Annotated in this window: 19 protein-coding genes; 14 read left to right on the forward strand and 5 right to left on the reverse strand. The window is 51.0% G+C overall.

What is annotated here, in order from left to right:
• Positions 1 to 2: 2 nt before the first annotated feature.
• Both BT142_RS09505 and BT142_RS09510 read right to left on the reverse strand, forming a co-directional pair.
• On the reverse strand, positions 3 to 1,007 hold the full coding sequence (locus tag BT142_RS09505) for an HD domain-containing phosphohydrolase (protein ID WP_072417958.1): 1,005 nt from the start codon (positions 1,005 to 1,007) through the stop codon (positions 3 to 5).
• A 651-nt stretch (positions 1,008 to 1,658) separates the two neighbouring features.
• The gene (locus tag BT142_RS09510) at positions 1,659 to 2,399 is read right to left on the reverse strand and encodes a hypothetical protein (protein WP_072417959.1); all 741 of its coding nucleotides are present in this window, start codon (positions 2,397 to 2,399) and stop codon (positions 1,659 to 1,661) included.
• 273 nt (positions 2,400 to 2,672) lie between these two features.
• Between BT142_RS09510 and BT142_RS09515 the strand changes: the two genes are divergently transcribed.
• Both BT142_RS09515 and BT142_RS09520 read left to right on the forward strand, forming a co-directional pair.
• The gene (locus BT142_RS09515; protein WP_072417960.1) at positions 2,673 to 3,923 is read left to right on the forward strand and encodes a GDSL-type esterase/lipase family protein; all 1,251 of its coding nucleotides are present in this window, start codon (positions 2,673 to 2,675) and stop codon (positions 3,921 to 3,923) included.
• A 158-nt stretch (positions 3,924 to 4,081) separates the two neighbouring features.
• Positions 4,082 to 4,786: an HAD family hydrolase gene (locus tag BT142_RS09520; RefSeq protein ID WP_072417961.1), complete on the forward strand. Its 705-nt coding sequence runs from the start codon at positions 4,082 to 4,084 to the stop codon at positions 4,784 to 4,786.
• Positions 4,787 to 4,824: 38 nt separating this feature from the next.
• Here BT142_RS09520 and BT142_RS09525 read toward each other — a convergent pair whose 3' ends face one another.
• The 3 genes from BT142_RS09525 to BT142_RS09535 are packed head-to-tail and all read right to left on the reverse strand — an operon-like array spanning position 4,825 to position 10,741.
• Positions 4,825 to 5,757, reverse strand: coding sequence for an alpha/beta hydrolase (locus tag BT142_RS09525; protein ID WP_084659412.1), 933 nt, complete (start codon positions 5,755 to 5,757; stop codon positions 4,825 to 4,827).
• Between the two features lie 25 nt (positions 5,758 to 5,782).
• A complete protein-coding gene (locus BT142_RS09530; protein ID WP_072417962.1) occupies positions 5,783 to 7,909 on the reverse strand; it encodes a clostripain-related cysteine peptidase in 2,127 nt (708 codons plus the stop codon).
• Between the two features lie 15 nt (positions 7,910 to 7,924).
• Positions 7,925 to 10,741 (reverse strand): adenylate/guanylate cyclase domain-containing protein, encoded by a 2,817-nt coding sequence (locus BT142_RS09535; protein WP_072417963.1) that lies wholly within the window; start codon positions 10,739 to 10,741, stop codon positions 7,925 to 7,927.
• Between the two features lie 265 nt (positions 10,742 to 11,006).
• On the opposite strand from BT142_RS09535, the gene BT142_RS19575 reads away from it, so the two are divergent.
• The 12 genes from BT142_RS19575 to BT142_RS09590 all read left to right on the forward strand — a co-directional run bounded on the left by BT142_RS19575 (position 11,007) and on the right by BT142_RS09590 (position 22,970).
• The gene (locus BT142_RS19575) at positions 11,007 to 11,411 is read left to right on the forward strand and encodes an endo alpha-1,4 polygalactosaminidase (protein WP_242871957.1); all 405 of its coding nucleotides are present in this window, start codon (positions 11,007 to 11,009) and stop codon (positions 11,409 to 11,411) included.
• 30 nt (positions 11,412 to 11,441) lie between these two features.
• Positions 11,442 to 11,885, forward strand: a complete 444-nt coding sequence (locus tag BT142_RS19580; RefSeq protein ID WP_242871956.1) for a hypothetical protein — start codon at positions 11,442 to 11,444, stop codon at positions 11,883 to 11,885.
• Between the two features lie 396 nt (positions 11,886 to 12,281).
• Positions 12,282 to 14,432 (forward strand): choice-of-anchor A family protein, encoded by a 2,151-nt coding sequence (locus tag BT142_RS09545; protein ID WP_072417964.1) that lies wholly within the window; start codon positions 12,282 to 12,284, stop codon positions 14,430 to 14,432.
• Positions 14,433 to 14,677: 245 nt separating this feature from the next.
• On the forward strand, positions 14,678 to 15,484 hold the full coding sequence (locus BT142_RS09550; protein ID WP_072417965.1) for a helix-turn-helix domain-containing protein: 807 nt from the start codon (positions 14,678 to 14,680) through the stop codon (positions 15,482 to 15,484).
• A 3-nt stretch (positions 15,485 to 15,487) separates the two neighbouring features.
• Complete coding sequence (locus BT142_RS09555; protein WP_072417966.1) at positions 15,488 to 15,781, forward strand: hypothetical protein; 294 nt, start codon at positions 15,488 to 15,490, stop codon at positions 15,779 to 15,781.
• Positions 15,782 to 15,796: 15 nt separating this feature from the next.
• Positions 15,797 to 17,335, forward strand: a complete 1,539-nt coding sequence (locus BT142_RS09560) for a Y-family DNA polymerase (RefSeq protein WP_072417967.1) — start codon at positions 15,797 to 15,799, stop codon at positions 17,333 to 17,335.
• Positions 17,336 to 17,347: 12 nt separating this feature from the next.
• Complete coding sequence (locus BT142_RS09565) at positions 17,348 to 17,791, forward strand: hypothetical protein (RefSeq protein WP_072417968.1); 444 nt, start codon at positions 17,348 to 17,350, stop codon at positions 17,789 to 17,791.
• 90 nt (positions 17,792 to 17,881) lie between these two features.
• Complete coding sequence (locus tag BT142_RS09570; RefSeq protein WP_072417969.1) at positions 17,882 to 18,502, forward strand: DUF4867 family protein; 621 nt, start codon at positions 17,882 to 17,884, stop codon at positions 18,500 to 18,502.
• Between the two features lie 209 nt (positions 18,503 to 18,711).
• Positions 18,712 to 19,386: a response regulator transcription factor gene (locus BT142_RS09575; protein WP_072417970.1), complete on the forward strand. Its 675-nt coding sequence runs from the start codon at positions 18,712 to 18,714 to the stop codon at positions 19,384 to 19,386.
• Between the two features lie 164 nt (positions 19,387 to 19,550).
• Positions 19,551 to 20,309 (forward strand): sensor histidine kinase, encoded by a 759-nt coding sequence (locus BT142_RS09580; protein ID WP_072417971.1) that lies wholly within the window; start codon positions 19,551 to 19,553, stop codon positions 20,307 to 20,309.
• Positions 20,310 to 20,512: 203 nt separating this feature from the next.
• Positions 20,513 to 21,940: a sensor domain-containing diguanylate cyclase gene (locus BT142_RS09585; RefSeq protein WP_072417972.1), complete on the forward strand. Its 1,428-nt coding sequence runs from the start codon at positions 20,513 to 20,515 to the stop codon at positions 21,938 to 21,940.
• The gene (locus tag BT142_RS09590; protein ID WP_072417973.1) at positions 21,933 to 22,970 is read left to right on the forward strand and encodes a TRAP transporter substrate-binding protein; all 1,038 of its coding nucleotides are present in this window, start codon (positions 21,933 to 21,935) and stop codon (positions 22,968 to 22,970) included. Before BT142_RS09585 ends, BT142_RS09590 begins: the two co-directional genes overlap by 8 nt.
• Positions 22,971 to 22,997: the final 27 nt, after the last annotated feature.

Raw genomic sequence — 22,997 nt, forward strand, 5'->3', positions numbered from 1 at the left:
CCTTACGTCTCCTTCATGGTGTACTCCTTGTCTTCGTCTATCATGGCGAGCATAATGTCCGCGAACACGGGGTCGAACTGAGTGCCTTTCCCCTTTTCGATCTCTTTTCTGACGAAAGACTGCTCAAGCATTCCGCGGTAACTGCGGTGGCTGGTCATAGCGTCGTAAGCGTCGGCGACCGCAATTATCCGCGCTTCTTCGGGGATCTCCTCTCCCGAAAGACCGTCGGGATAGCCTATACCGTCGTAACGCTCGTGATGCCATCGTGCGCCTATCATCAGCTTCGGCATCTCGGTTATATTCTCCAGGATGTGCGAACCCTTGTCGGGGTGTTGCTTGATCTGTGCGAATTCCTCATCGGTAAGCCCGCCCGTCTTGTTTATGACCGTATCGGGAACGCCTATCTTGCCCACATCGTGCAGCAGACCCATCATATAGATATCGTCCTGCCGCTTCTGGTCGTAGCCGAAACGGGCGGCGATCTCCTTAGAGTAAGCGGCGACCCGTCCCGAATGACCGTGAGTATAGGTATCCTTAGCGTCTATGGCCTCCGCGAGGGTCTGGACGAGGTGGAAAGAAAGGTTTTCATTTTCCTTCGCCTTTTTCTCGACCTCGGCATACAGGTCACGCTGTAGTCTGACAAGCTCGATGGTGTGTCTCACACGCAGGATCAGGACATCAGCAACGAAAGGTTTTCTGATGAAGTCCATCGCCCCAAGCTTTAGCCCACGAGTCTCCGATTCTGGAGAATCCACCCCCGTCAGGAAGATGACGGGTATCATTTCGCCTGCGGGCAACTGTTCCTTCAGTTTTTCGAGAGTCTCAAAACCGTCCATACCCGGCATACGTATATCCAGCAGGATAAGGTCGGGCCTGTTCATCTTTACATATTCAAGCAGTGCCCTGCCCGACCTCAGCGCAGTCACACGCATATCATGAGAACTGAGTATCTGCCCTGCCTGTATCAGAGTCGATTTATCGTTATCGACAACGACTATCCAATCCATCAGCATCCTCCGTAAGACTATTTGTACGACCGATACACGAATACACGGTCTCGTTCATACATTTGCACATAATTATTCGTATATTTGTAGTTTTATTATACAATATTTTTAAAGTTTTGTCAAGTTTTTTATAGAACATTATAACTTTTCATCTGAATAATAAAATACGCCTGACTGCACTTTTTCGATGATGCCCTTGTTATTATCCACAAATATTGATATAATAATTATGCACACCGCCGATTTTTCGCAGAGAAAAGAACTTTTTGTATTATTTCCGATCTTCCACAGGAGTTATTATAAAGGGAACTAAAAAAGCTAACAGTACGATTCCTATTCCACAATAGACGATATGGCTAAGTATCTGATCTCAGCCGGAAATGCAAAAAACTAAAAGAATATCTTTACGCATGGTACGGTATACTCGATGAAAAAACCGCATATATCAACCGGGCAGAGGACGGCTACTATTTCAGCTACAGAACGCCGCGGTGGGTATATGATGAATGCGGTCTGTCGCTTGTGAAAACAAATTATCAGATAAATTGATATATTATTTGTATCAAGTGTTAATGCTTCGCTTCGGCGGCTGAACTGTCAGGATAAACAAACGTCCCCGTGACTGTCAGGGTCACAGGGACGTTTTGATATTCAGTGAAAAACATATAAGATCAGGGGAACTCCAGCCGCCGCTACGCATAACCCGATGATAACGCACAGCAGTCTTGTGATATCGTTGTTATAGTAGATCTCCTCGGGGTCGTTCGGGTTTACGAGGAAATCGCGGGTGTCGCCCTTTTTCGTGAGCATTTTATACCCCTGAGGCATACCCTCAATTTTTACATTCTCGCCGTTAACATCGAATTCCCATATGGGGATAAAGAGCATAGTATCACTTCTGCGAATACTGCGTCCCTTCAGCCCGATGCAGGTCGCGGTCACGGGATATGAACAGCGCTCTTTCTGCATCCTGTTTGCGACAAACGGCAGTACTGTCACAACCACACTCAGCATGAACAGTATCGTCCCGACCACAAACATCTCTGCCTGCTGTTCGGTCTTCCCCGAAAACAGACCCGAAAATCTTATCCCTGCGAGCATTAACGGGATAAGTATGATAAGCCCTCCAAGCGACATCGACACTATCGACCCGAAACGCTTGTCGATATATTTTTTGCTCTTGTCGGTATACGAAAGAAGTCCGAGCCCGAGAAATGTCAGCCCGATGAGTATCGTACTGTACTGTGCGCCGAAAAAGCGGGCTACTGACGAAAGCGGAATGACCACCATGATTACTCCGACATTGATAAGAAGCCGGATATCTCTCGAAGTAATTTCCTCATTGTCTTCGGGGATGAGATCATTTTCAATGTTATAATCGATTCTTTTCAAGACTTACGCCTCCCCGGTGATTTTTATCACCCTCATATCATATCAATTATAGCACAGACCGACTGGAAAATCAAGTTATCCCGACATTTCACAGGGTATTCGTTCCGCCATATGGGGTATCGGTTCAACTATTGACAATCGCACGGGTATATGATATAATAAAATTTGGCGTATTATGTAAAAATGAGTCTGATGACTTTTACATATTCCGTGACGAATAAACACAAGACTTTCCCGCGTGGAAAGGTTCTGAGACCGAAAGGATATCGGAGAATGAATAAACGTTCGGTATGCAGGATATGTGCGGCATTCATGACGGTCATGATGCTCGCAGGCTGCGGAAAAACAGATGTAAAGACTGACAACAAGGTGACTGTCAAGGACACTTCCGTGACCGAGACCTCTGCCGAAACCGAGGCAGTGACTGAGCTCGATTCTTCACCCGATGCTGCCGAGTCCGCCGATTCTAAAGACAATAAGAAAAACGGCAAGAAAAAGAAGGACTCCTCTTCCTCGGAAGCAGAGAAAGAGGCTGAGCCCCTTTACGTGGTCGAGACCCACGGTCCCCGTGCGTATGACGGAGCTGCCGAATATGACGACTTCTCCGACGCGCTTTTCATCGGCGACTCACGAACGGTCGGTCTGATGCTGAACGGCAACAAGCCACAGGCAGATTACTTTGCTTCGGCGGGTCTGAACGTCATAACCGTGCAGGAAACACCTGTCGTTCCGCGCTCGGAATTTGCCGAGGAGATTACTGCTGCGGCGGCAAACGTTGCAAGCGATGACGAAGAGGACGACGGACCCGACCTCAGCGGAAATATGCTCGTTCCCGAAGCGATAAAGTACAGAAAGTACAGAAGAGTGTTCCTCAACTTCGGCGTGAATGAGCTCGGCTGGCCTTACCCCGAGACATTCGTCGAAAAATACGAACTGCTGATATCGCAGGTGCGTCAGGCTCAGCCGAACGCGACGATATACATCGAGTCGATGCTGCCTGTTTCCTATCAGGCGCTTGAGATAAACTCCTGCTACAACTCCCCTGCGGTGGACGCCTTCAACGAGGACTACATCCGCCGTGTGGCACTTGAAACGGGATGCGTCTACATGGATGTGAACCGCTTCTTCCGCGATTCGCGGGGCGACCTTTATTACGGAGCGGCAGGCGACGGCATCCACATGATACGCGCTTACTGCCTTGAATGGATGGACATACTCGCATACTACACCACAGGCGACGGAAACCTCATCGAGATATCCCACAACATCACCGCCGAAAACAGCGAGGATACGAACACGACCAAGCTCGGTGATGACGGACTTCCAGAAACGATAGTCCCCGACAGTCTGCCCGACCAGATAATCCCAGACCTCAGCTCTGCTGATACATCTTCTGCCGGCGACACTGTTCCAGACAGTCAGGAGGACAGCTCGGACGGCTATGACGACAATAGCTACACATACTCGTATGAGGACACGTACAGCTACGACGACTACAACTACGATTACGGCTACGGCTGGTAAAGACAAAACTTCTGCGGCGTATCTGCGAATACAGATATGCCGCTTTTTGCAGGACGCACGACCCGTATTGACTATTTCTCGATTTTGTGCTACAATTATCAAATATCAGACTTCGATACCGACTCAAACGAACGGCTTCACCAAGGAAAGGATAACCAATGGATATAAAAGCAATACTCTTCGACCTCGACGGGACTCTGCTCCCGATGGATAACGATGTTTTCACAAAGGGCTATTTCAGACTGCTCGCAAAAAAGCTCGCGCCCCACGGCTACGACCCGCAGGAGCTTGTGGCTGCTATCCTGAAAGGCACGGAAGCTATGGTGAGAAACGACGGCTCCGCCACAAACTGCGATGCGTTCTGGAGAAAATTCGCGGAGGTCCTCGGCGAAAAGGTCTATGAGGACAAGTGCGTTTTCGACGAATTCTATGAGAACGAATTCAACGACGCAAAGCAGTTCTGCGGTTTTGCTCCGAAGGCTTCGGAGATTATCGATTCCTGCAAGAAAAAGGGATACCGTCTGCTGCTCGCATCCAATCCGCTGTTCCCGATGGCGGCTCAGAAAGCGCGTCTCGGCTGGGCGGGAATTTCGCCTGACAGCTTTGAGTTCATCTCCTCCTACGAGAACTCACACTTCTGCAAACCGAACCCCGAGTATTTCTCCGAAATGACGGAAAGGCTTAAACTTGCTCCCGAAGAATGCCTTGTCATCGGCAACGACGCAGATGAAGATATGGCAGCGAAAAACATCGGAGCATCGGTGTTTCTGCTGACCGACTGCGTGATAAACCGCGGGAACAAGGAGATCACGCAGTTCCCTCACGGCGGCTTTGAAGAGCTTGCAGCATTTCTCGGAATATAGATTAAACGGCACGAAGATGAACCTTCGTGCCGCTGTTTTTATCCGTATACTTTTGAAATGAAGCCTTTGACGTACTGACCGTACAGTTCGGGTTCGGTCAGCACCGATTCGGCGTGACCCGCCTTAGGAATCAGGTGTATCTCTTTGATGCCGCGTGTGCGCTCGTACATATCCTCTGAATTTTTCGGAAGGATGAAGCTGTCCTCTGATCCGTGAATGAAAAGAACAGGGACTTCATTGTTACTGAGCGAATCTATCGGACGCATCTTTTTCAGCGAATAGCCGTATCTGATATTCGCACCGATATCCGCAACATCGGTGAGGAACACTGGCAGATGAGCGTTCTCGAAGCCGCCCCTCAGCACGTTCTCTATGTCCGAGAAACCGCAGTCGGCGACCGCAAAATCAACATCGGGCTTTCTGCCGAGACAGGTCAGGGTGGTTGCCGCACCGAGGGACTCGCCGTGAAGTCCGAGAGCGGTCATATCGGGATAGCGCGACCTAGAATCCTTGATAATACATTCAAGGTCGGCGCTTTCACGCACGCCGTAAGTCGTGAAGGTCTGCTCATTTTCGCCGTGTCCGCGCAGATCGTAGATGATGCAGTTGAACCCGAGATCAAGATATATCTGCACATATTTCAGCGAACCGAAACGGTTGTCGGTATAGCCGTGGGAAAGGATGACATACTTCGTCGTCGGAACGGGATTTTCAAGCAGCTCGGCATGGAGGATATATCCGCCGTCACCGCTGACTGTGTAAGTGTTCTTTGTTAGCTGCTTGTAGAAGGAGGTGTCATAATGGTCTGTCTGCCATTCAAATGCTTCGTTAAGAGTCTGGCGCTTGCCTGTCATCACGTAGGACGGCAGCCACAGCGTGAGCGCGATCAGCAGGACCATCAGTATGCAGACAACGATGATTGTGAGCTTCGCGATGCGTTTTCCTACAGTCGGTCTTTTTCTGTCAGACACGGTATCAACTCCTTTGTCGGTATGGTCAGTCGAGCTTTTCGTACAGAACGTCTTCACCGTCTACGGTGAAAATGACCGCATCGGTCTCGTAATAATCGCCGTAGATGTCGTTTATGATGAACGAATACATATACTCCCCGTCAAGCAGGTCGATGAAGCCGATGCAGTTCTTGCCCTTATACTTGAACTCGTCGCCCTCGAACGAATACTCCTCATCGTCCTCTAACGAGTAGGCATAGTAAACGGGAGTGATCTTATCGCCTTTTTTCAGCTCCTTACCTGTTCTCGCGGCGCTTCCGCTGACGTCTATACCGTCCCATACGTCGATGATCGAGATGTCGCCCTTGTCGTAGTAGTATGCGAAGCGCAGGTATGTATCATCACCGTTAAGAAGTATCGGCGAATAGTAGATGTCGTAACCGTCGCAGTTCTCCTGCAAATAAGCCGCAAGGTACTGTCCGTCATCGAGTGCGAACCAGCAGCCGTCAAAGCCGTCGGAAAACTCGCCCGTCTCATAATCGCAATAGACATCCCCCGAATATCCGAGCTCGATCATATCGGAATCCTCGTCGTCCAGCAGGTAGACAGCCGCTTCAACATAGTCGGTCTTGTCAAGCGATCCGTCGGTCAGGGTGAAGCAGTAGATGCCGTCACTGTCGAAATCGGGCTCTTTGCTGAATTCAATGCTGCTGCTTCCGGGGGTATAGCTGTCGGCGAAATCCCAGTCACTCAGGTCGCCGACCGAGTATGTGTAGACGCCGTTTTCAAAGGTGTATCTGTCGGTGCTCCAGTTGTTCGAGAAGCTGCCGAGTATATCCGAATTATCATAGCCCGAGATGTCGTTGTTGGCTGCACCGTATGCAATCTTTCCCACAAGTCCGAGATAGTAGGGGCTGAGCGCCACATCCTTGAATATGCCGAGTTCCTGCGAACCGCTGACCCTCAGCGGATAGTACATGGAAAGTCCGCAGGCGTCGGGGTGGTCGCTGCCGTTTTTCATGTAGACCACAGCTTCGGCGAGTGCATCTGCCGCAGCCTTCGCATTGTCGGAACTGTCCATACCCGCTTCGATAAGACCCTTTGCATCCACCATGTTCGTATAGCCCGAAGCCTTGTTGTTGCCGCCGAAATTATCGGCATCGGAAACCGCACGGGCGATAGCCGTATAATCGGAACTGCTCTCGACAAGCTCGTAAATGTCCTTCGAGTAAAGGTCGAACGCCTTGATGAAGGCGTCCATCTTCGAGAGGTCGGTCACGGAAAGGGTCGCTTCATTTTCCATGTCGAGCTTTTCACATTCCTTGTAGAAGCTGTCACATATGTATTTGCCGATCTCTTCACCAGTGCAGGATTGGTTTTTCGCCAGGTAGCTGCCGATCTTCTCATAGTTCCATCCGTTTCCCGGTTCGGACTCTTCTGAGGCCACCATATACCTTGCGTGAGTCGCCATGATAGCCGCCGTCTCGGCAGTCGCCATCAGGCAGGCGTCGAAGCCCACGAATTCAAATGGTTCGGTCATGTCGTCGTACACGCTGTAGAGCGCCGCGTCTATCTCTTTGAGAAGCAGCGAGCTTTCGTCGTGGTTCTCATCGAAGCACACTCCGTTGATGCTGCCGCTGCCGTGATCCCAGAAAACAAGACCCATGTTCGCGGCAGGATACTCGGCTATACCCCATTTGAGGAAATCCGCAAGGGACTCGCCCTCGCCCATATCCGTCTCATCTCCCGAATAGACCAGATCGGCAGTACCGTTCTGTACCACGTAGCGTTCACAGGCATCGGGATCGACTTCGCAGTCCCATTCCTCCGCACCGCCCGTCTGCACCACAAACCGCACATTTTCGTTCGCCGCAGAATCCATCATTTCCTCAAGGTCGTTCGTGCCAGCGCCGTCCTCGGACTCAAGGTCTGAACCGCACATATACACGAACACCGTCCAGGTGCCTTCCTCGCCCATCGGCTTTTCTTCCGCACGTTTTTTTCTCATGATAAGCTCGGCGGGACGGTCATCCGAACCGCTGTGAGATACCTGTGACTTGCCGTTCTTCGAGGAGCTGTCCTTTTGGTCCTTGCTGCTGTCTTCATCAAGACAGCCCGTGGATACGGCCATAGTCAGCGCTGTCATCAGCGCGGCGATCTTTTTTGCCTTCATTACTCGCTTCCTCCGTTACTTTCTCACAAATCTGAATACATTTCCCTTGTCGTCAGCCGACATTCCCTTTATGTAGTCGAGGTAAAGCTGAACCGTATCGTCCGCCCTGCCCTCGTCGATCATTTTCTGAAGCAGTGCTGCCGCATCATCACGGCGTCCGAGATGGAAAAGTCTCACCGCCTCGCGGAAATCGTTCTTGCTTGCAGAGCGCAGGTCACGAATTTCGCCGTCGATACAGTCAAGCACTTCGTAGACCGCCTTGACCTCGTTGACGCCTGCCACCTGAAGGATACCAAGATAGCGCAGGTCGAGGGATTCGGGGTCGGTCATGCGGTCGAGGGTGTCTTTCGAGACAAGCATAGCGGTGTGATACTGCTTCGTCAGCGATTCAAGACGTGAGCTCAGGTTCACCGTATCGGAAATAACCGTTCCCGAAAGTCTCTCGCTCTCGCCGACGATACCGATACGCGCCATGCCCGTGTGTATTCCGATACCGATGTTAATGTCGCTGATACCGAGCAATTCGGCAGTTGAATGGTCGAGGACTATCTCCCTGTAAAGCTCGATACCGCAGGCGACCGCACTGTCGGGAGATTCAAAAAGCGCCATGACCGCATCGCCGATGTACTTATCGACAAAACCGCCGTGCTTTCTGACTATCGGGCCTGCCTTGCCGTAAATGACGTTCACGAACTCGAAGTTCTCCTTGGCGGTCATCATCTCGGAATTGAGCGAGAAGGAGCGGATATCGGTGAAAAGTACAGTGAGCTCGCGGCTCTCGGCGTCTCCGAGGTTAAGGTCGGTGAAGCGTTCCTTGCCCAGCAGCTCGCGGAACTTCTCGGGCACGAATTTGTAATAGAACTGCTCGTTTTCGTCCTTCTCCCTGAACATGGTGTCGAGACTCGAAGCCATCGAGTTTACGCTTCGGCATATCTCGCCCAGCTCATCGCTCGCACGGGAATCCACTCTCGCGGAGAAATCTCCGTTCGCTATCCTTGTGACGGTGCGGGTCGCACGCTTTATCATCACCGAAATGTAGAAAGACACTGCCGTTACCGCCCCTGCAAGAAGCAGAGCGCAGGGTATGAGCAGTTCATACATCTCCCATCTCAGACTGCGCTGATCGTCCACGAACGAGTAGCTGTCGTTAACGACAATGATGAAGGCGGCAAATTCGCCCTTGCTGTTGAGGACAGGCGTGACCGCCTGAAGCTTTATGGCTTCGGGCTTGAAACCCAGTTTGGAAAGGATGCCGTTCTCACCGTTATAGTAGTACAGGCAGACGCTGCTGTCGCTGTAGTAGCCCTCTACTATCTCCTCATAGGTATAGTTATCGGTCACTTCCGAATATGGCATCGCCTCATTGGCGGAATCAGCATAGACGAACGCTTTTTCCTCGGACGGAACACAGAGCATAACATCATAGCCGCCGCTCCAGAAGGTCGAAGATCGCTCGGTACAGTTGAAAATTGCATTCTTGGTGTAGGTATAATCGGCAGGGTCGGATGTTATCCTGTCGCCGTCGATGTTCTTTGAACACAGGGCACAGAATGCCGACATCTCGCTGTAGCAGTTGTCGAGATAGATGCTTGTCATTTTCTTCTGAACAAACACGAGGATGACTGCTACGGTAACGATGGAGATCGGTATCGTCAGCATAAGCTGCTTTACGAGCAGGTTCTTGCGGGTCAGGACAACGCACACGATGAACATTATACCCGCAAGTACCATCAGGCACTTCGAGACGAATTTGAGTATCGTGACAGCCGCGTTCACGGCAGGGAGTTTATACTCTCCCGTGAGCTGAGCGTACTCCCCGTCCGACCAGACGAAAACATCGCTGTAAGTGCAGATAACGAGATCTTCGCCGTCTGTGCTGAGCTTGGTTATTTCAAGACCATAGTCCTCATGGAGATCACCGTCAAGTTCGCCGTAAAGCTCGTCAAGAGTGATAACAGGGGTGAAACTGCCGTCCTCGAAAAGGTACACGGTATTGCGGTCGTAGTCTTTGGTGACGTATATCTGTCCGCCGACCTCGGCAGCGTTGAGTATCACATTTGTGTCGGAAGGCTTATCCGACGGCATATCGCTCTTGTAAACAGGTTCACCCGGCTGTTCGTCTGCCGAGGCGATATACACGCTGCCATCGCTCTTGACATACATATATCTTCCGTCAAGCGCGAACACACGACCGATATAACTGCCGTCGGGATCGGCTTCAATGGTGTTCAGAAGTGTCTGAGTGCCCGTTTCGGTTTCGAGAGCATAAAGCTCGACCTTACGGGGGTCAACATAAGCAAAGCTGAGTATGCCGTCCTTGTAGGAGAAAGCTGTGAGCCTTGAAACGCGGATAGGCGGTTCATCATCATCGGTGTAGTCGAAACCGCAGATCTTCTCGATCTCCTTGCCGTCGGAAGAAATGGAGAGCACGCCCTCCGAAGTGATGACAAAGCCGTTATCAGACCAGTTCACATAGTGCAGGAACATAGCGCCGTCATCGCCGAAAACGATATGTATCCTCGATTCTGTGCCGCAGTACTGATACAGCGCTTTGTAGCCAAGATAATAACGTATCCTGCCCGTTTCAGGGTCGGCACAGTAGACGAGCGAGTTGCTGGCTGTGGTGTCGTCGATGCCGAGAAGTCCCTCGGGAGAGACAGCGGCATCCTTTATCGATTCGGTAGTCACCCCTGTCTTTGGCAGGATGCCGTCAGTCACGTAACCATCCTTGCCGCTGATGTTAACAGAAAGATATATCACCACCGAGAGAACGGCCAGCAGGACCGAAAGCCATATCCTTCTCGGCGAAAAAAGGTGCAGTATTTTCTTCATTTTTTACTCCATTAAAAAGATGATGCTTCGTCACGCAAAGACAGACACGGACGAACAGCACATTATCTACGGTTGATATTATACCATATTTTTTGGTATAATTCAATATATTTTTGCTTAAAAAACATTTTCATGAAAGTTGCGTGAAATAGCCGCAGCTTCTTGAAATTATTGGCAGAACGTATTATAATAGAAAACAGACTCGCCGCGATCTCAGCACAGGTGCGGAAACAGTCTGAAAAAACTACAGAAACGGAAAGAAAGTATGAAAAAGAAATTCATGACGGGACTGCTGCTGACAGCGGGCGCTGCGGCGGCTCTTGCAGGATGCGGCAGACCTGCCGAAAAAGACAGCAAACCGAAGGGTATCAGCTATGAATACGGGGTGTTTCTCGGGGCAGAGGCCGAGGACATCGGGAAGATGGAGCCCTACAGGATAATCGTTCTGGACGCTCAGTATTTCACCAAGGAACAGATAAACTCTCTGAAAGACTCGGGGCATACCGTTTACAGCTACATCAACATCGGGTCGGTAGAGAATTTCCGACCGTATTACAGCAAATACGAACAGCTCACCATCGGCGATTACGAAAACTGGGATGAGGAACGCTGGGTCGATGTTTCTTCTGCCGAGTGGCAGAGCTTTGTGCTGGATGAACTCGCACCTTAGATACTCGAAAAAGGTGTCGAGGGGTTCTTTGTGGACAACTGCGATGTTTACTACAACTTCCCGTCCGAGGAAATTTTCGAGGGTACGGCTTTTCTTCTGAAGGGTCTGAAGGATAAGGGTGCTTATGTTTCGATAAACGGCGGCGACGCTTTCGTGACCGAGTATGCAAAAAAGTTCGGGGAGCTCGACAGTGTGATGGACGCTGTGAATCAGGAGACCGTTTTCAGCAGGATAGACTGGGACGGCGATAAGTTTTCCGCGAATACCGACAGCGAGCGTGAGTATTTTCAGGGGTATGCCGAGATGGTGTCGGGGTACGGCAAGGATGTTTATCTGCTTGAGTACACCACCGACGAGAAACTCATTGATGGGATATCAGACTACTGCAAGGAGAAGGGCTTTACCTACTACGCATCCGAGACACTTGAACTGCTGATACCGAAAAGTTCACGGGGTTCTCAGCCGAAAAAATGAACACGGGATAAGTTATCTCAGACACCGATGTCAGACAATGGCATCGGTGTTTTGTTCATAATTTGCGCCCGTGAGCTCTTCGATTTACTATGTTAATATGTTAGCATAATGACGAAGCTGTGACATATCATGATTCTGAAATCGATTTCAAAAATATAATATTCCATAGAAGAATTATTAATAAACCATGCTGAAATATTGCAACTTATTGTACAGTATCACGAATGGAATATTACATTTTTGATATAGTAAATATTTTTAAATAAAACCTATCAATTTTATGAACGCTATTGACATTTTCATTTTGTTGGTATATAATGTGACATGGTTGATTTTTATTAAGACAAAATATTTAACTAAAAGATGTAAACAGCAGCTTTTCAGGAGGAAAAAGAAATGAGAAATCACAAAAAGATCGCAGCCTGCGTACTTTCTCTTGCGCTGGCAGCAAACTCCGCAGTTCTGATAACCAATGCAGCAAACGGAGCATTCACAAGACCTATCACACAGTTCGCCGTAGCAGCCGATGAGCAGGAAAAGGATCTCGGACACTTCGTTTATCCTTCGTCCGAGGGTCTCGGAAGCGTTAACAGCTATGCTGTATTCACTTATGACTACTATCAGGGCAACCACATGGAGGGCGTTTTTGCTGCCAAGTATCTCTATCCTTCGGGAATGGGCTTCGGTACTACCGGCAACGTTGTAAACTACCTCAACCCCGGCGAGAACTTCATATACATCGAGAACTTCGGTGCTAACAAGCCCGGAGACACCAGCACTTTCGGAAACAATATCGATTCGATAAATGAGGGTATCAACGAGATCACTCAGGACAAGAAATGGGCGATGATCCTCCCCGATACCATCACCTTCGACCACAGCGCAAACAACGGCAACGGCATCGTTCTCATCAACGATCTGGACGGCGTTCAGTCGGGCACTTTCAACAACGCCGAAAGACTTGCCAACGGTCTCTATCACATTTCCAAGACCAGCTATCAGATCGATTTCGACAAGGCATTCGACGCGCTCCGCTCCTATTCCTACACATCCTCGCAGATGAACACTGAGGAGACCAAGACTGTCGTACAGGTATCGGGCGAAAAGTCCATCACCATCATTTGCAGCGACGGTGAGAACGCGATCACTCTCGACTCCTCCGTTATCGAGAACAACGAGATCCACGTTGTCGGAAAGAGCGATGATACCGATTATTCGCTCGTCATCAACGTTGTTGGTGTTACCGACGGCGCTGTATACAACAACAAGTCTACCGTTGACGGCGTAGGCGGCGGCTACTTTGAAGAGGGCGGCAAGCTGCTCTGGAACTTCGTTGACGCTGCTGACAAGACCATCACTTTCGGCGAGAACAACACGGGCGTTATCCTCGCTCCCGATTCCAACATCATCGTTACCGCTTCCCACAACGGTTCGGTATTCGCTAAGAGCGTGACCCACGACACCTGCGAGATCCACCAGAATCCGTTCACCGCAAGCGATTTCGCCGACATCCACACCGAGTCCGAGGAGACTTCAAGCGTTGAGACCGTCAGCGCCGAAGAGTCTTCCGAGACTTCCTCCGAAGATTCCGACAAGGGTCTTGATGATTCTTCTGCCGAGTCCGCAGACGATTCCAGTGAAGGCATCAGCGATTCTGCTGCCGATTCTTCAGCTGTAGATTCCACTGCCGACTCCAAGGATGACTCCGTTGAGGACTCTGAGGTTGATTCCACCGCTGATTCCAAGAACGATTCTGTTGAGGATTCCGAGGTTGATTCCACCGCTGACTCAAAAACCGACTCCGTTGAGGATTCCGAAGTAGATTCCACCGCTGATTCCAAGACCGACTCTGTTGAGGATTCCGAAGTAGATTCCACCGCTGATTCCAAGACCGACTCTGTTGAGGATTCCGAAGTTGACTCCACCGCTGATTCCAAGACCGATTCCGTTGAGGATTCCGAGGTTGACTCCACCGCTGATTCCAAGACCGACTCTGTTGAGGACTCTGAGACCGATTCCGTTGAGGACTCCGAGGTTGACTCCACCGCTGATTCCAAGACCGATTCCGTTGAGGATTCCGAGGTTGATTCTGACGCTGACTCCAAGACAGATTCTGTTGAGGACTCCGATGCTGATTCCGACGCTGATTCCAAGACCGATTCCGTTGAGGACTCCGAGACTGATTCCGAGACCGATTCCATAGATGACCCCGCTACCGATTCCGCAGATTCCGGCGTGCTTGACGAAAGTTCTGTTACAGACAGCGGCATCGGCACCGCAGAGTCCACAAGCGACAGCTCCGCAGCTGACAGCAGCTCCAACTCCGACAACAGCACCGACAGCGCTTCCGTCAGCAGCTCTTCCGCTTCGAGCTCCTCGTCTGCTTCGAGCACAGCTTCGACTGCTTCCACCGCAGACAGCACCTCAACATCTGCCGGCAAGACCGCTTCCGACAGCAACCCTGCTACAGGTTCGGGCGCTGCTTTCGGCGCTACCATTCTTGCAGCGGCTGCCATGATCGTAGTTACCAGAAAGAACAAGCAGTGATGACCCTCGGCAGATAAAGTGCCGACATTGATCACGTCACCTACAATTACGGGCTGTCCGTTTCCGAAAGGGAGCGGACAGCTTTGTTTTTGGGGCTGGCAATATTTACAGCAGTCTGTTACAAATATTTTGAAATAATAGGGTGGGGTTACTGCTTGACACAACAAATATTTTGTGATATAATTGTATACAGAAGATACGGCCCCGTAAAAAAGCATCCGTTACGTGACAGAAAGGAGCTAAGTATGGCTCGTCAGAAAAACTCTGATAAAGAGATAAACATCGTCAGCCGAAACATCCGCAAATACCGTGAACAGCTCGGCATGGAACAAAAAGAGCTTTCACGGAGGCTCGGTGTGGCTTCAAGCGCGGTCAGCAACTGGGAGACAGGCTTTTCAAAGCCCAACCTTGATGTGCTGGTGCCCGTTTGCAGGATACTCGGCATCACGCTCTATGAGCTGTTCGGTGTGGACGACCCCCGCGCAAATATGTCCGAACAGGAGCGGCTGCTCGTCGCAAAGTATCATGAGCTGTCGGAAGGTCACAGGTACGCTGTCGATAACATTGTTGACTCGCTCGCGGCCGCCGAGACTATGGACAGCTGCCCCGAACTGACAAGGCTCACATATTTCAGCCGACAGCTCGCCGCAGGTATCGGCGACCCCACCGACCTCACCGACGAGGGTGAGCCCATCTATCTTTACTCATCCGAGCTCGTCAACAGGGCGGACTATGTTTTCACCGTCAACGGCAGCAGCATGGAACCCGAATACCACAACGGGGACATGGTGCTCATCAGCCGTTTCCCCGAGTGCAGCGATATCCGCGAGGGCGAGGTCGGTGCGTTCATCAAGGGGAATGAGGCGTTCATAAAGGAATTTCAGCGCGATGGTCTGCACTCGTTCAACAAGAGATACAAGACCATACATTTCACCGAGGAGGACAAGGTGTTCTTCATCGGAAAGGTCATCGGCATTCTCGATGACGGCGATATCGCGTCGGACAGCGATGTCAGAAGGTTCCTTGCGGCTCATGAAAGCGTTATCGTGTGAGAGGTGAGCAGGGTGGCAGTTGACCGTAATAAGAAAGAAAAAGTGTACGTCAGGGTCAGCACCGATTTCGACGCTACGGGCTATATGCAGCCGCGGTCGGTGACCTGGAGCGACGGACGTACATTCACGATAGACAAGATAAAGGATTTTCGGCCTGCGAACATATACCGCGATGATTGCAGCGGATACTGCTTCACCGTGATGATACGCGGCGAGGAAAAACATCTGTACTTTGAACCTGCCGATTCGACTTTTTCCAGCCGTATCGGGCGATGGTACGTTATGACCGCGAACTAAAAGGAGGTGCTCTGCGTGAGTGAAAGAACATATGTTGCTATCGACCTTAAAAGCTTCTACGCTTCCGTGGAGTGCGCCGAACGTCAGCTCGATCCGCTGACGACGAACCTTGTGGTCGCGGATTCGAGCCGCACAGAAAAGACAATATGCCTCGCGGTCTCACCAAGCCTGAAAGCTCACGGCATTTCGGGCAGAGCACGGCTTTTCGAGGTCATACAGCGCGTTGAACAGGTCAACAGAGAACGCCTCGTAACGGCGGTCAGAAACGGCAGGATCAGGAAAAACAGCGAGGGAAAGTACGCTTTTTCGGGAGGATCGTTTGACGCGGACGCACTCGCCGCCGACCCGTCGCTGGAGCTTTCCTATATCACGGCTACGCCGCGGATGCGGCTCTATGAAGATTACAGCAGCAGGATATACTCGATATACCTTAAATATATAAGCGCGGAGGACATTGTGGTTTACAGCATCGACGAGGTATTCATGGATGTGACGGGCTACCTGACCGCCTACAACATGACCGCACACGAGCTTGCCATGACCATGATACGGGAGGTGCTGTACGAAACGGGCATCACAGCAACGGCGGGCATCGGTACGAATCTCTATCTTGCAAAGATATGCATGGATATCGTCGCGAAGCACTCCCCTGCCGACAAGGACGGCGTGCGCATCGCCGAGCTGGATGAGCGGAAATACCGCGAGCTGCTGTGGACGCATCGTCCGCTGACCGACTTCTGGCGCATCGGCGCAGGCATCAGCCGCAAGCTCGAAGCCATGCACCTTTACACGATGGGTGACGTGGCGCGGGCGTCGCTTGAACCGCGTCTGGAACAAAAGCTGTACAAGACCTTCGGGGTGAACGCCGAGCTCATCATCGACCACGCATGGGGCTGGGAACCGACTACCGTGCCCGCTATCAAAAGCTACCGACCGTCCGCGAAGTCGATATCCTCGGGACAGGTGCTGAAAGAACCGTATACGTTCGGGAAGTGCAGGCTCATCGTCCGCGAGATGATGGAGCTTTTGTCTCTCGACCTTGTGCGCAAAGGCTTCGTCACGAAAAAAATCACCCTCGTGATCGGCTACGACCGCAAGAGCCTTTCGGACGGACACGGACGGTCGTACAGGGGCGCGGTCGTTACCGACCACTACGGCAGAGTAATCCCTAAGCACGCACACGGCACGGAAAACATCGACCACTACACGAGCTCGACTTCCCTGCTGTGTGAGACTGTACTACGGATATACGACCGCGTTGTTGACCCCGAACTGCTGATACGCAGAGTAAATGTCGTTGCCGAAAATGTCATCATAACGGACGACATCCCCGACGAAGAGCCGATACAGCTCGACTTTTTCACGGATGCGGATACGGCGGTGTCAAAGAGCGAGCTTGCGAAACAGGCGGAAGAACGTGAGCACCGCTTGCAGCTCGCGACACTCGCAATACAGGAAAAATACGGCAAGAACGCCCTGCTCAAAGGCATGAATTTTCTTGAAGGCTGCATGACCATCGAAAGGAACGGTCAGATAGGCGGACACAAGGCGTGAAGAGGTGATATAATGGACGAATTTTTTCCGTACAGGGATATTATCGGTCTGCCGCACCATAAGTCGGCGGATCGAAAGCCGATGAGCTTATCGGAACGGGCGGCACAGTTCTCGCCGTTCGCGGCACTGACGGGGTATGATGAGATAATATGCGAGACAGGCAGAATCACGAAGGAACAATGCGAACTTCCCGACCATGTCAAGGATGAGCTTGACCGCAGGCTGGCGCTTCTGACCGCGATGACCGCCGAGGGATACCGCCCGACTGTCACCGTCACCTGCTTCGTTCCCGACAAACACAAATCGGGCGGCTGCTACGAGAACTTCACGGGGGAGCTGAGAAAGGTAGACAGCACTTTCCGCACGCTTGTTTTCAGCGACGAGAAACTCGATGCCGCAGGCAGGGTCATCGATATCGATATGGTCTCGGATATCGGGTGCGAAATTTTCGATTGACTTTTTCGGTGAGAAGATGTATAATTATAGTGTCCCCATCAGCACGGCTCAGACGAAAAATGGGGCAAAACAACAAGGAGGATACTAATAATGAAGATCTATTCAGTTACAGACCCCGAATTCGCAGAATACGGCAAGGTGCTGGAGGGCTATGACACCGCAGAGCTCACAAAAGCCATGAACGATATCGCACTGCCTGCCGAGGGCGTTGCTTATGAGCCCTGGATCGACAGTCTCGAAAAGTGCGGGATATTCAAGGCTCTTTCCGAAAATGCTTACGGCGGTATGCCCATCGAGCTCGGAATGTGCTGGGGACACAACAAGTCGCTCAACTGTCTTGAATATCACAGAAACAGCGAGCTGAACATCGGTTCGACCGACTTCATACTGCTGCTGGCAAAGCAGGAGAAGATCATAAACGGCGTGCTCGACACGGCTGACGTAAAGGCGTTCCGCGCACCCGCAGGTGCAGTCGTTGAGGTCTATGCGACATCGCTGCACTATGCACCGTGCCAGACTTCCGATGACGGTTTCAGAGTCGCGATCGTTCTCCCGAGAGAGACGAACACCGACATCGAAAAGCCCGAGATCAGAAACCTTGAGGACAAGATGCTATGGGCAAGAAACAAGTGGCTGCTCGCACACGAGGAATCGGCTGAGGCGAAGCAGGGTGCCTACATCGGTCTCAAGGGCGAGAATCTCTCGGTCTGAAATAACAAACAGCAGAGCCCGACACGAAATGTGTCAGGCTCTTTTTTTGCCAGAGAGCGGATTTTAATGTTCGGTTAATACTAATCGATAGTACCGTTAAGGGTGATGGATTAGTATGATAACAACCGAAAAGCAGGTGACTTGCCAAATGTTTGGTTTTGTGATATAATAAAGGAAAAAACTTACAAATATCAGGGGAAGTGACGAAAATGCCAAAGATCCTTATTGCAGATGACGAAAAAGAGATAGTGAAACTGCTGAAAATATACCTTGAATCGGACGGCGTGACGATCCTTGAGGCGAATAACGGTCAGCAGGCGCTCGATATCATCGCTGAAAACGACATCGACCTTGCGCTCGTTGATATCATGATGCCGAAGATCGACGGCTATCAGGTGATTAAAAAGATACGCAGCCTGGAAAGGTATATCCCCGTGATGGTCATTTCCGCAAAGATCACACTGTCGGACAGAGTGCTCGGCATCGATCTCGGCGCCGATGACTACATCACAAAACCCTTCGAGCCGCTGGAAGTCGCCGCGAAGGTCAAGGCACAGCTTCGCAGACTCAGCTCGACCTCGCAGAAAGCGGAGGTGAAGAACCTTATAACCGTAGGCAGCGTTTCGCTTGACCTTGACAAGTGCAGCGTCATCAGCGGCGGCAAGACCATTGAACTGACGATGGCGGAATTCAAGGTGCTCGAACTACTGATGGGACAGCCGAGACGTGTTTTCACGAAGGAACAGATATACGAAAGCGCATGGTATTCCGACAGCGCGGTGGATGACAACACCATCCGCGTCATAATCAGCCGTCTTCGCGACAAGATCGGTGCAGAACACATCAAGACAATAAGAGGGCTGGGATATCGTTATGAAGAATAAAAACGGGATGGCAAAGCTCCGCAAGAAAATAATGTTATCATTTCTGGCGGTGACGTTTTTTGCCACGGTCATCTCAAACAACATAGAATACCTTTGCGAACATACAGCTCGAAAGGCTCGACAAGTCTTCAAAGGCTGCGATGATCTTTACGTTTTTGTGGCTTATGTCGGACATAATCATCTATGTGACGAGCGCGTTCATTTTCTATCTGATGACCCGAAAGGCGGTCAGAAAAGAGAGCGAGCGGCAGGTGAAGGAAAAAGACCTGACTTATGCCGCGATAGTTCACGACCTGAAAACTCCCATGACTTCGGTGCAGGGCTTTGCAAAGGCACTTTCCGACGGGAAGGTCAGACCAGAAGAACAGCAGGAGATATTCGATATAATCTACCGCAAATCCATCAGCATGAACGACATGGTAAATACGCTGTTTGAATACTCGAAGCTCGGAACTTCGGGCTACAAGCCTGTGATGGAACAGGTAGATCTCTGTGCTGTCGTGAGGGATATCATCGCGGAGAATTACTGCGACATCGAGGAACACAAGATCGATCTCGACATAGATATCCCCGATGAGACTGTGACCATCAGCGCCGACAAGAAGGAGCTGAAACGCGCAGTTTCAAACCTCATCGTGAATGTCTACAAGCACAATCCCGACGGCATAAAGGCGCGCATATCTGTCGCAAAAGACGGCGGCAAAGCTCTGGTCAGGATAGAAGACAGCGGTTCTCCGCTTCCCGAGGGGCTGGATATTTTCGAGCCGTTCGTGACCGAGAACACCGCCCGCACCATCGACCACGGTACAGGGCTGGGTCTTGCGATAACAAAGCGCATCATCGAACGCCACAAGGGAAAGATCTGCACGGTATCGGGAAGCAGCGGCTTCACAAAGGCGTTCGTCATCACATTCAGAATATAGGTATTTATTGGGAACAGTCACACAGACTGTTCCTTTTTTACGTTTATTTATTTTTTATTCAAAAAGTCATTGACAAAGGAGCGGTTTTTTAGTATAATTAATAGAGTAGAAAATATACGGACAAATTCTGTTTATTATTTCAAAACATATTAATACAGTTACATAAATTATTTCTAAATCACGAACTATAACAGGGGTCAGAAATGAAGAAGATAAGATCGACGCATCTCCATACGACCATCGTGGTCGTGGTGATGCTCATACTGCTGATTGCGGTGTTCTTAGTGTTCAGACACTACCTGAACGCCACACTGCGCGAAACAGAGGAAGCGCATCTTGTTGAAAACGCGAATACCGTTTCGGAAGTATTCTACACAAAGCTCGATGACCAGCTGACGATGCTTGAATCGCAGGCAAGGTATTTCCGGACCATCGACCTTTCCGACTATAACTCGATGAAGAGGACCATACTCTCGACAAAGGGTATCGGAGGCTTCAAGAATATCGGCGTGGCTAATTCCTCGGGCGCTACGATAAACTACAACGGAACATCCTCGGGCAATATCTACCTCTCGGGCTATTACCGCGAGGCTATGCAGGGTCACAACGCCATATCGGAATCCACGATCATCGACGAGGACGGCGATGAAGTGCTCGTGCTCGCAGTTCCGATCATCAAGGACGGTACTGCCGCAGGCGTTATTTACGGAACCTTCACGACAGACACCATCGACTCGATCATTGATTCGATCAGTATGTCCAAAACCACGTCAAACATCGTTGTCAGCTCGGAGGGGAAGATTCTTGCTCACTCGACTTTCGGCGGAAACGACGAGCAGAGCAGCGACCTGAAAGACTTCATTCCCCGACAGAAAATGCCTGCAAACGAAAAAGCCAGGACGCTGTATGTCGAGAGACATGACAAAAACTACATCGCAGAGATAGTCCCCATCGGACTGCACGACTGGTATTTTATCACGATACTTCCCGAAACGACCGTGACAGATCTGACGACCGAGATAACGGTATACGTGGGATTTGCTGTTGGGTCTGTTCTGACAATATTCCTTATCATACTGCTTCTCATAGCGAGACTTCTCAGAAAAGCCGACATCATCTCCGAGAGAGCGTCCACCGATTCGCTCACGCGGATTCTCAACAAAGGCACTTTCCGCACACGTTTCTGCGAGGAGATGGACAAGGGAAAGAGCGGACTTGCCATGTTCATCATCGACCTCGACGACTTCAAATCCGTAAACGACAATCTCGGGCACGTCATGGGCGACAAGGTGCTCGTAGACACTGCCGACAAGCTGTCGGAGATCTTCGGCAGCCGTGAAAGCGTCGGAAGGATAGGCGGCGACGAATTCTCGGCTTTCCTTCGCTGCGGCGGCAATATCGAAACGGTCGAGAAGACCGCGGAGAAGATATGCACCGAAATGAACAAGGAATATACCGCTCACGGGGCATCGGTCAGCGTGTCTGTCAGTGTTGGCATTGCGCTCTACCCCGCAAGCGGCAGAGATTATGAGGAGCTGTACCGAAACGCAGACAGCGCCCTCTACAAGGTCAAAGGCAGCGGAAAGAATATGTATGCTTTGTACAGCGGAGAGGAGCAGGAGAATGAATAAAAAGATGACAGCACTGCTTTTGTCGGTCTCGCTCCTGCTGATGTCGGGCTGTCAGAAAGACAGCGGCAGCCCATCATCCATCGAAAGCGATCCGCAGACATCTCAGGTGCAGACAAAGGTCGAATACCCGCTCACGGTCAGGGTCGGTTATTCCACGGGTGCGGACGACCCCCGAGGTATCGCCCTCGACAGCTTCTGCAAGACCGTCACCGAAAAGACCAACGGCGATATACTGTTCGAGATACACCCCTCGGGAGAGCTCGGCAGCGACTCTGAGCTTATCAACGGCATGATCGAAAAGACCGTGGATATGACCGTTTCGAGCGCAGGCAACTACGCGCTCTACGCTACGAAGATAGGCGTGTCCGCTCTGCCGTTCCTGTTCAGTGACTTTGAATCGGCATGGACGTTCATCGACAGTGACGTGATGCAGGCGCTCAACGCCGACCTCGAAGAGTATAATATGCACGTTCTCGCTTATTTCGACAACGGGTTCAGGTGCGTGACCACTTCGGAGAACATCGGTCCCATCGAAAAAGCGGAAGATATGGACGGGCTGAACATCCGCACTCCCGAAAACCAGATCGTTATGGAAACCATGTCCGAGCTCGGCGCAAATCCCCGAAGCTACCCCTTCGCCGAACTGAAACAGGCGCTCACAGACGGCGTTTTCGACGCTCAGGAGAATCCCATCCCCGTCATCTACAACAACGGACTTTATGAGGTGCAGAAGTATCTTTCGGTCACAAACCACAGCTACGACGCCATGCCGCTGACCATCCGTCAGGACATATGGGAACAGCTCTCCGATGACTATAAGCAGGTCATTTCCGACGCTGCCGCCGACGCTCAGCAGCTCAACCGCAGCCTTGTCAAACAGCAGACAGAGGACTGCGTCAAGGAGCTTGAAGCGAAGGGCATGATCGTCGTGTACCCCGACCTCGTACCGTTCCGAAACGCAACAACGGGCGTTATGGATATGTTCCGCACCGTTTACGGCGAGGAACTCATCAAGTATATCTCAAGGTGACAAATCAAAAGCGGACAGTTGCGAAGC

The sequence above is a fragment of the Ruminococcus sp. YE71 genome, assembly GCF_900119155.1.
Taxonomy (GTDB): Bacteria; Bacillota; Clostridia; order Oscillospirales; family Ruminococcaceae; genus YE71.

Bases quoted from the DNA above. Each gene is read 5' to 3' on its own strand.
- BT142_RS09505 (WP_072417958.1), bottom strand. From the start codon at position 1,007: ATGGATTGGATAGTCGTTGTCGATAACGATAAATCGACTCTGATACAG.
- BT142_RS09515 (WP_072417960.1), top strand. From the start codon at position 2,673: ATGAATAAACGTTCGGTATGCAGGATATGTGCGGCATTCATGACGGTC.
- BT142_RS09520 (WP_072417961.1), top strand. From the start codon at position 4,082: ATGGATATAAAAGCAATACTCTTCGACCTCGACGGGACTCTGCTCCCG.
- BT142_RS09530 (WP_072417962.1), bottom strand. From the start codon at position 7,909: ATGAAGGCAAAAAAGATCGCCGCGCTGATGACAGCGCTGACTATGGCC.
- BT142_RS09535 (WP_072417963.1), bottom strand. From the start codon at position 10,741: ATGAAGAAAATACTGCACCTTTTTTCGCCGAGAAGGATATGGCTTTCG.
- BT142_RS19575 (WP_242871957.1), top strand. From the start codon at position 11,007: ATGAAAAAGAAATTCATGACGGGACTGCTGCTGACAGCGGGCGCTGCG.
- BT142_RS09545 (WP_072417964.1), top strand. From the start codon at position 12,282: ATGAGAAATCACAAAAAGATCGCAGCCTGCGTACTTTCTCTTGCGCTG.
- BT142_RS09550 (WP_072417965.1), top strand. From the start codon at position 14,678: ATGGCTCGTCAGAAAAACTCTGATAAAGAGATAAACATCGTCAGCCGA.
- BT142_RS09565 (WP_072417968.1), top strand. From the start codon at position 17,348: ATGGACGAATTTTTTCCGTACAGGGATATTATCGGTCTGCCGCACCAT.
- BT142_RS09570 (WP_072417969.1), top strand. From the start codon at position 17,882: ATGAAGATCTATTCAGTTACAGACCCCGAATTCGCAGAATACGGCAAG.
- BT142_RS09575 (WP_072417970.1), top strand. From the start codon at position 18,712: ATGCCAAAGATCCTTATTGCAGATGACGAAAAAGAGATAGTGAAACTG.
- BT142_RS09580 (WP_072417971.1), top strand. From the start codon at position 19,551: ATGTCGGACATAATCATCTATGTGACGAGCGCGTTCATTTTCTATCTG.
- BT142_RS09585 (WP_072417972.1), top strand. From the start codon at position 20,513: ATGAAGAAGATAAGATCGACGCATCTCCATACGACCATCGTGGTCGTG.
- BT142_RS09590 (WP_072417973.1), top strand. From the start codon at position 21,933: ATGAATAAAAAGATGACAGCACTGCTTTTGTCGGTCTCGCTCCTGCTG.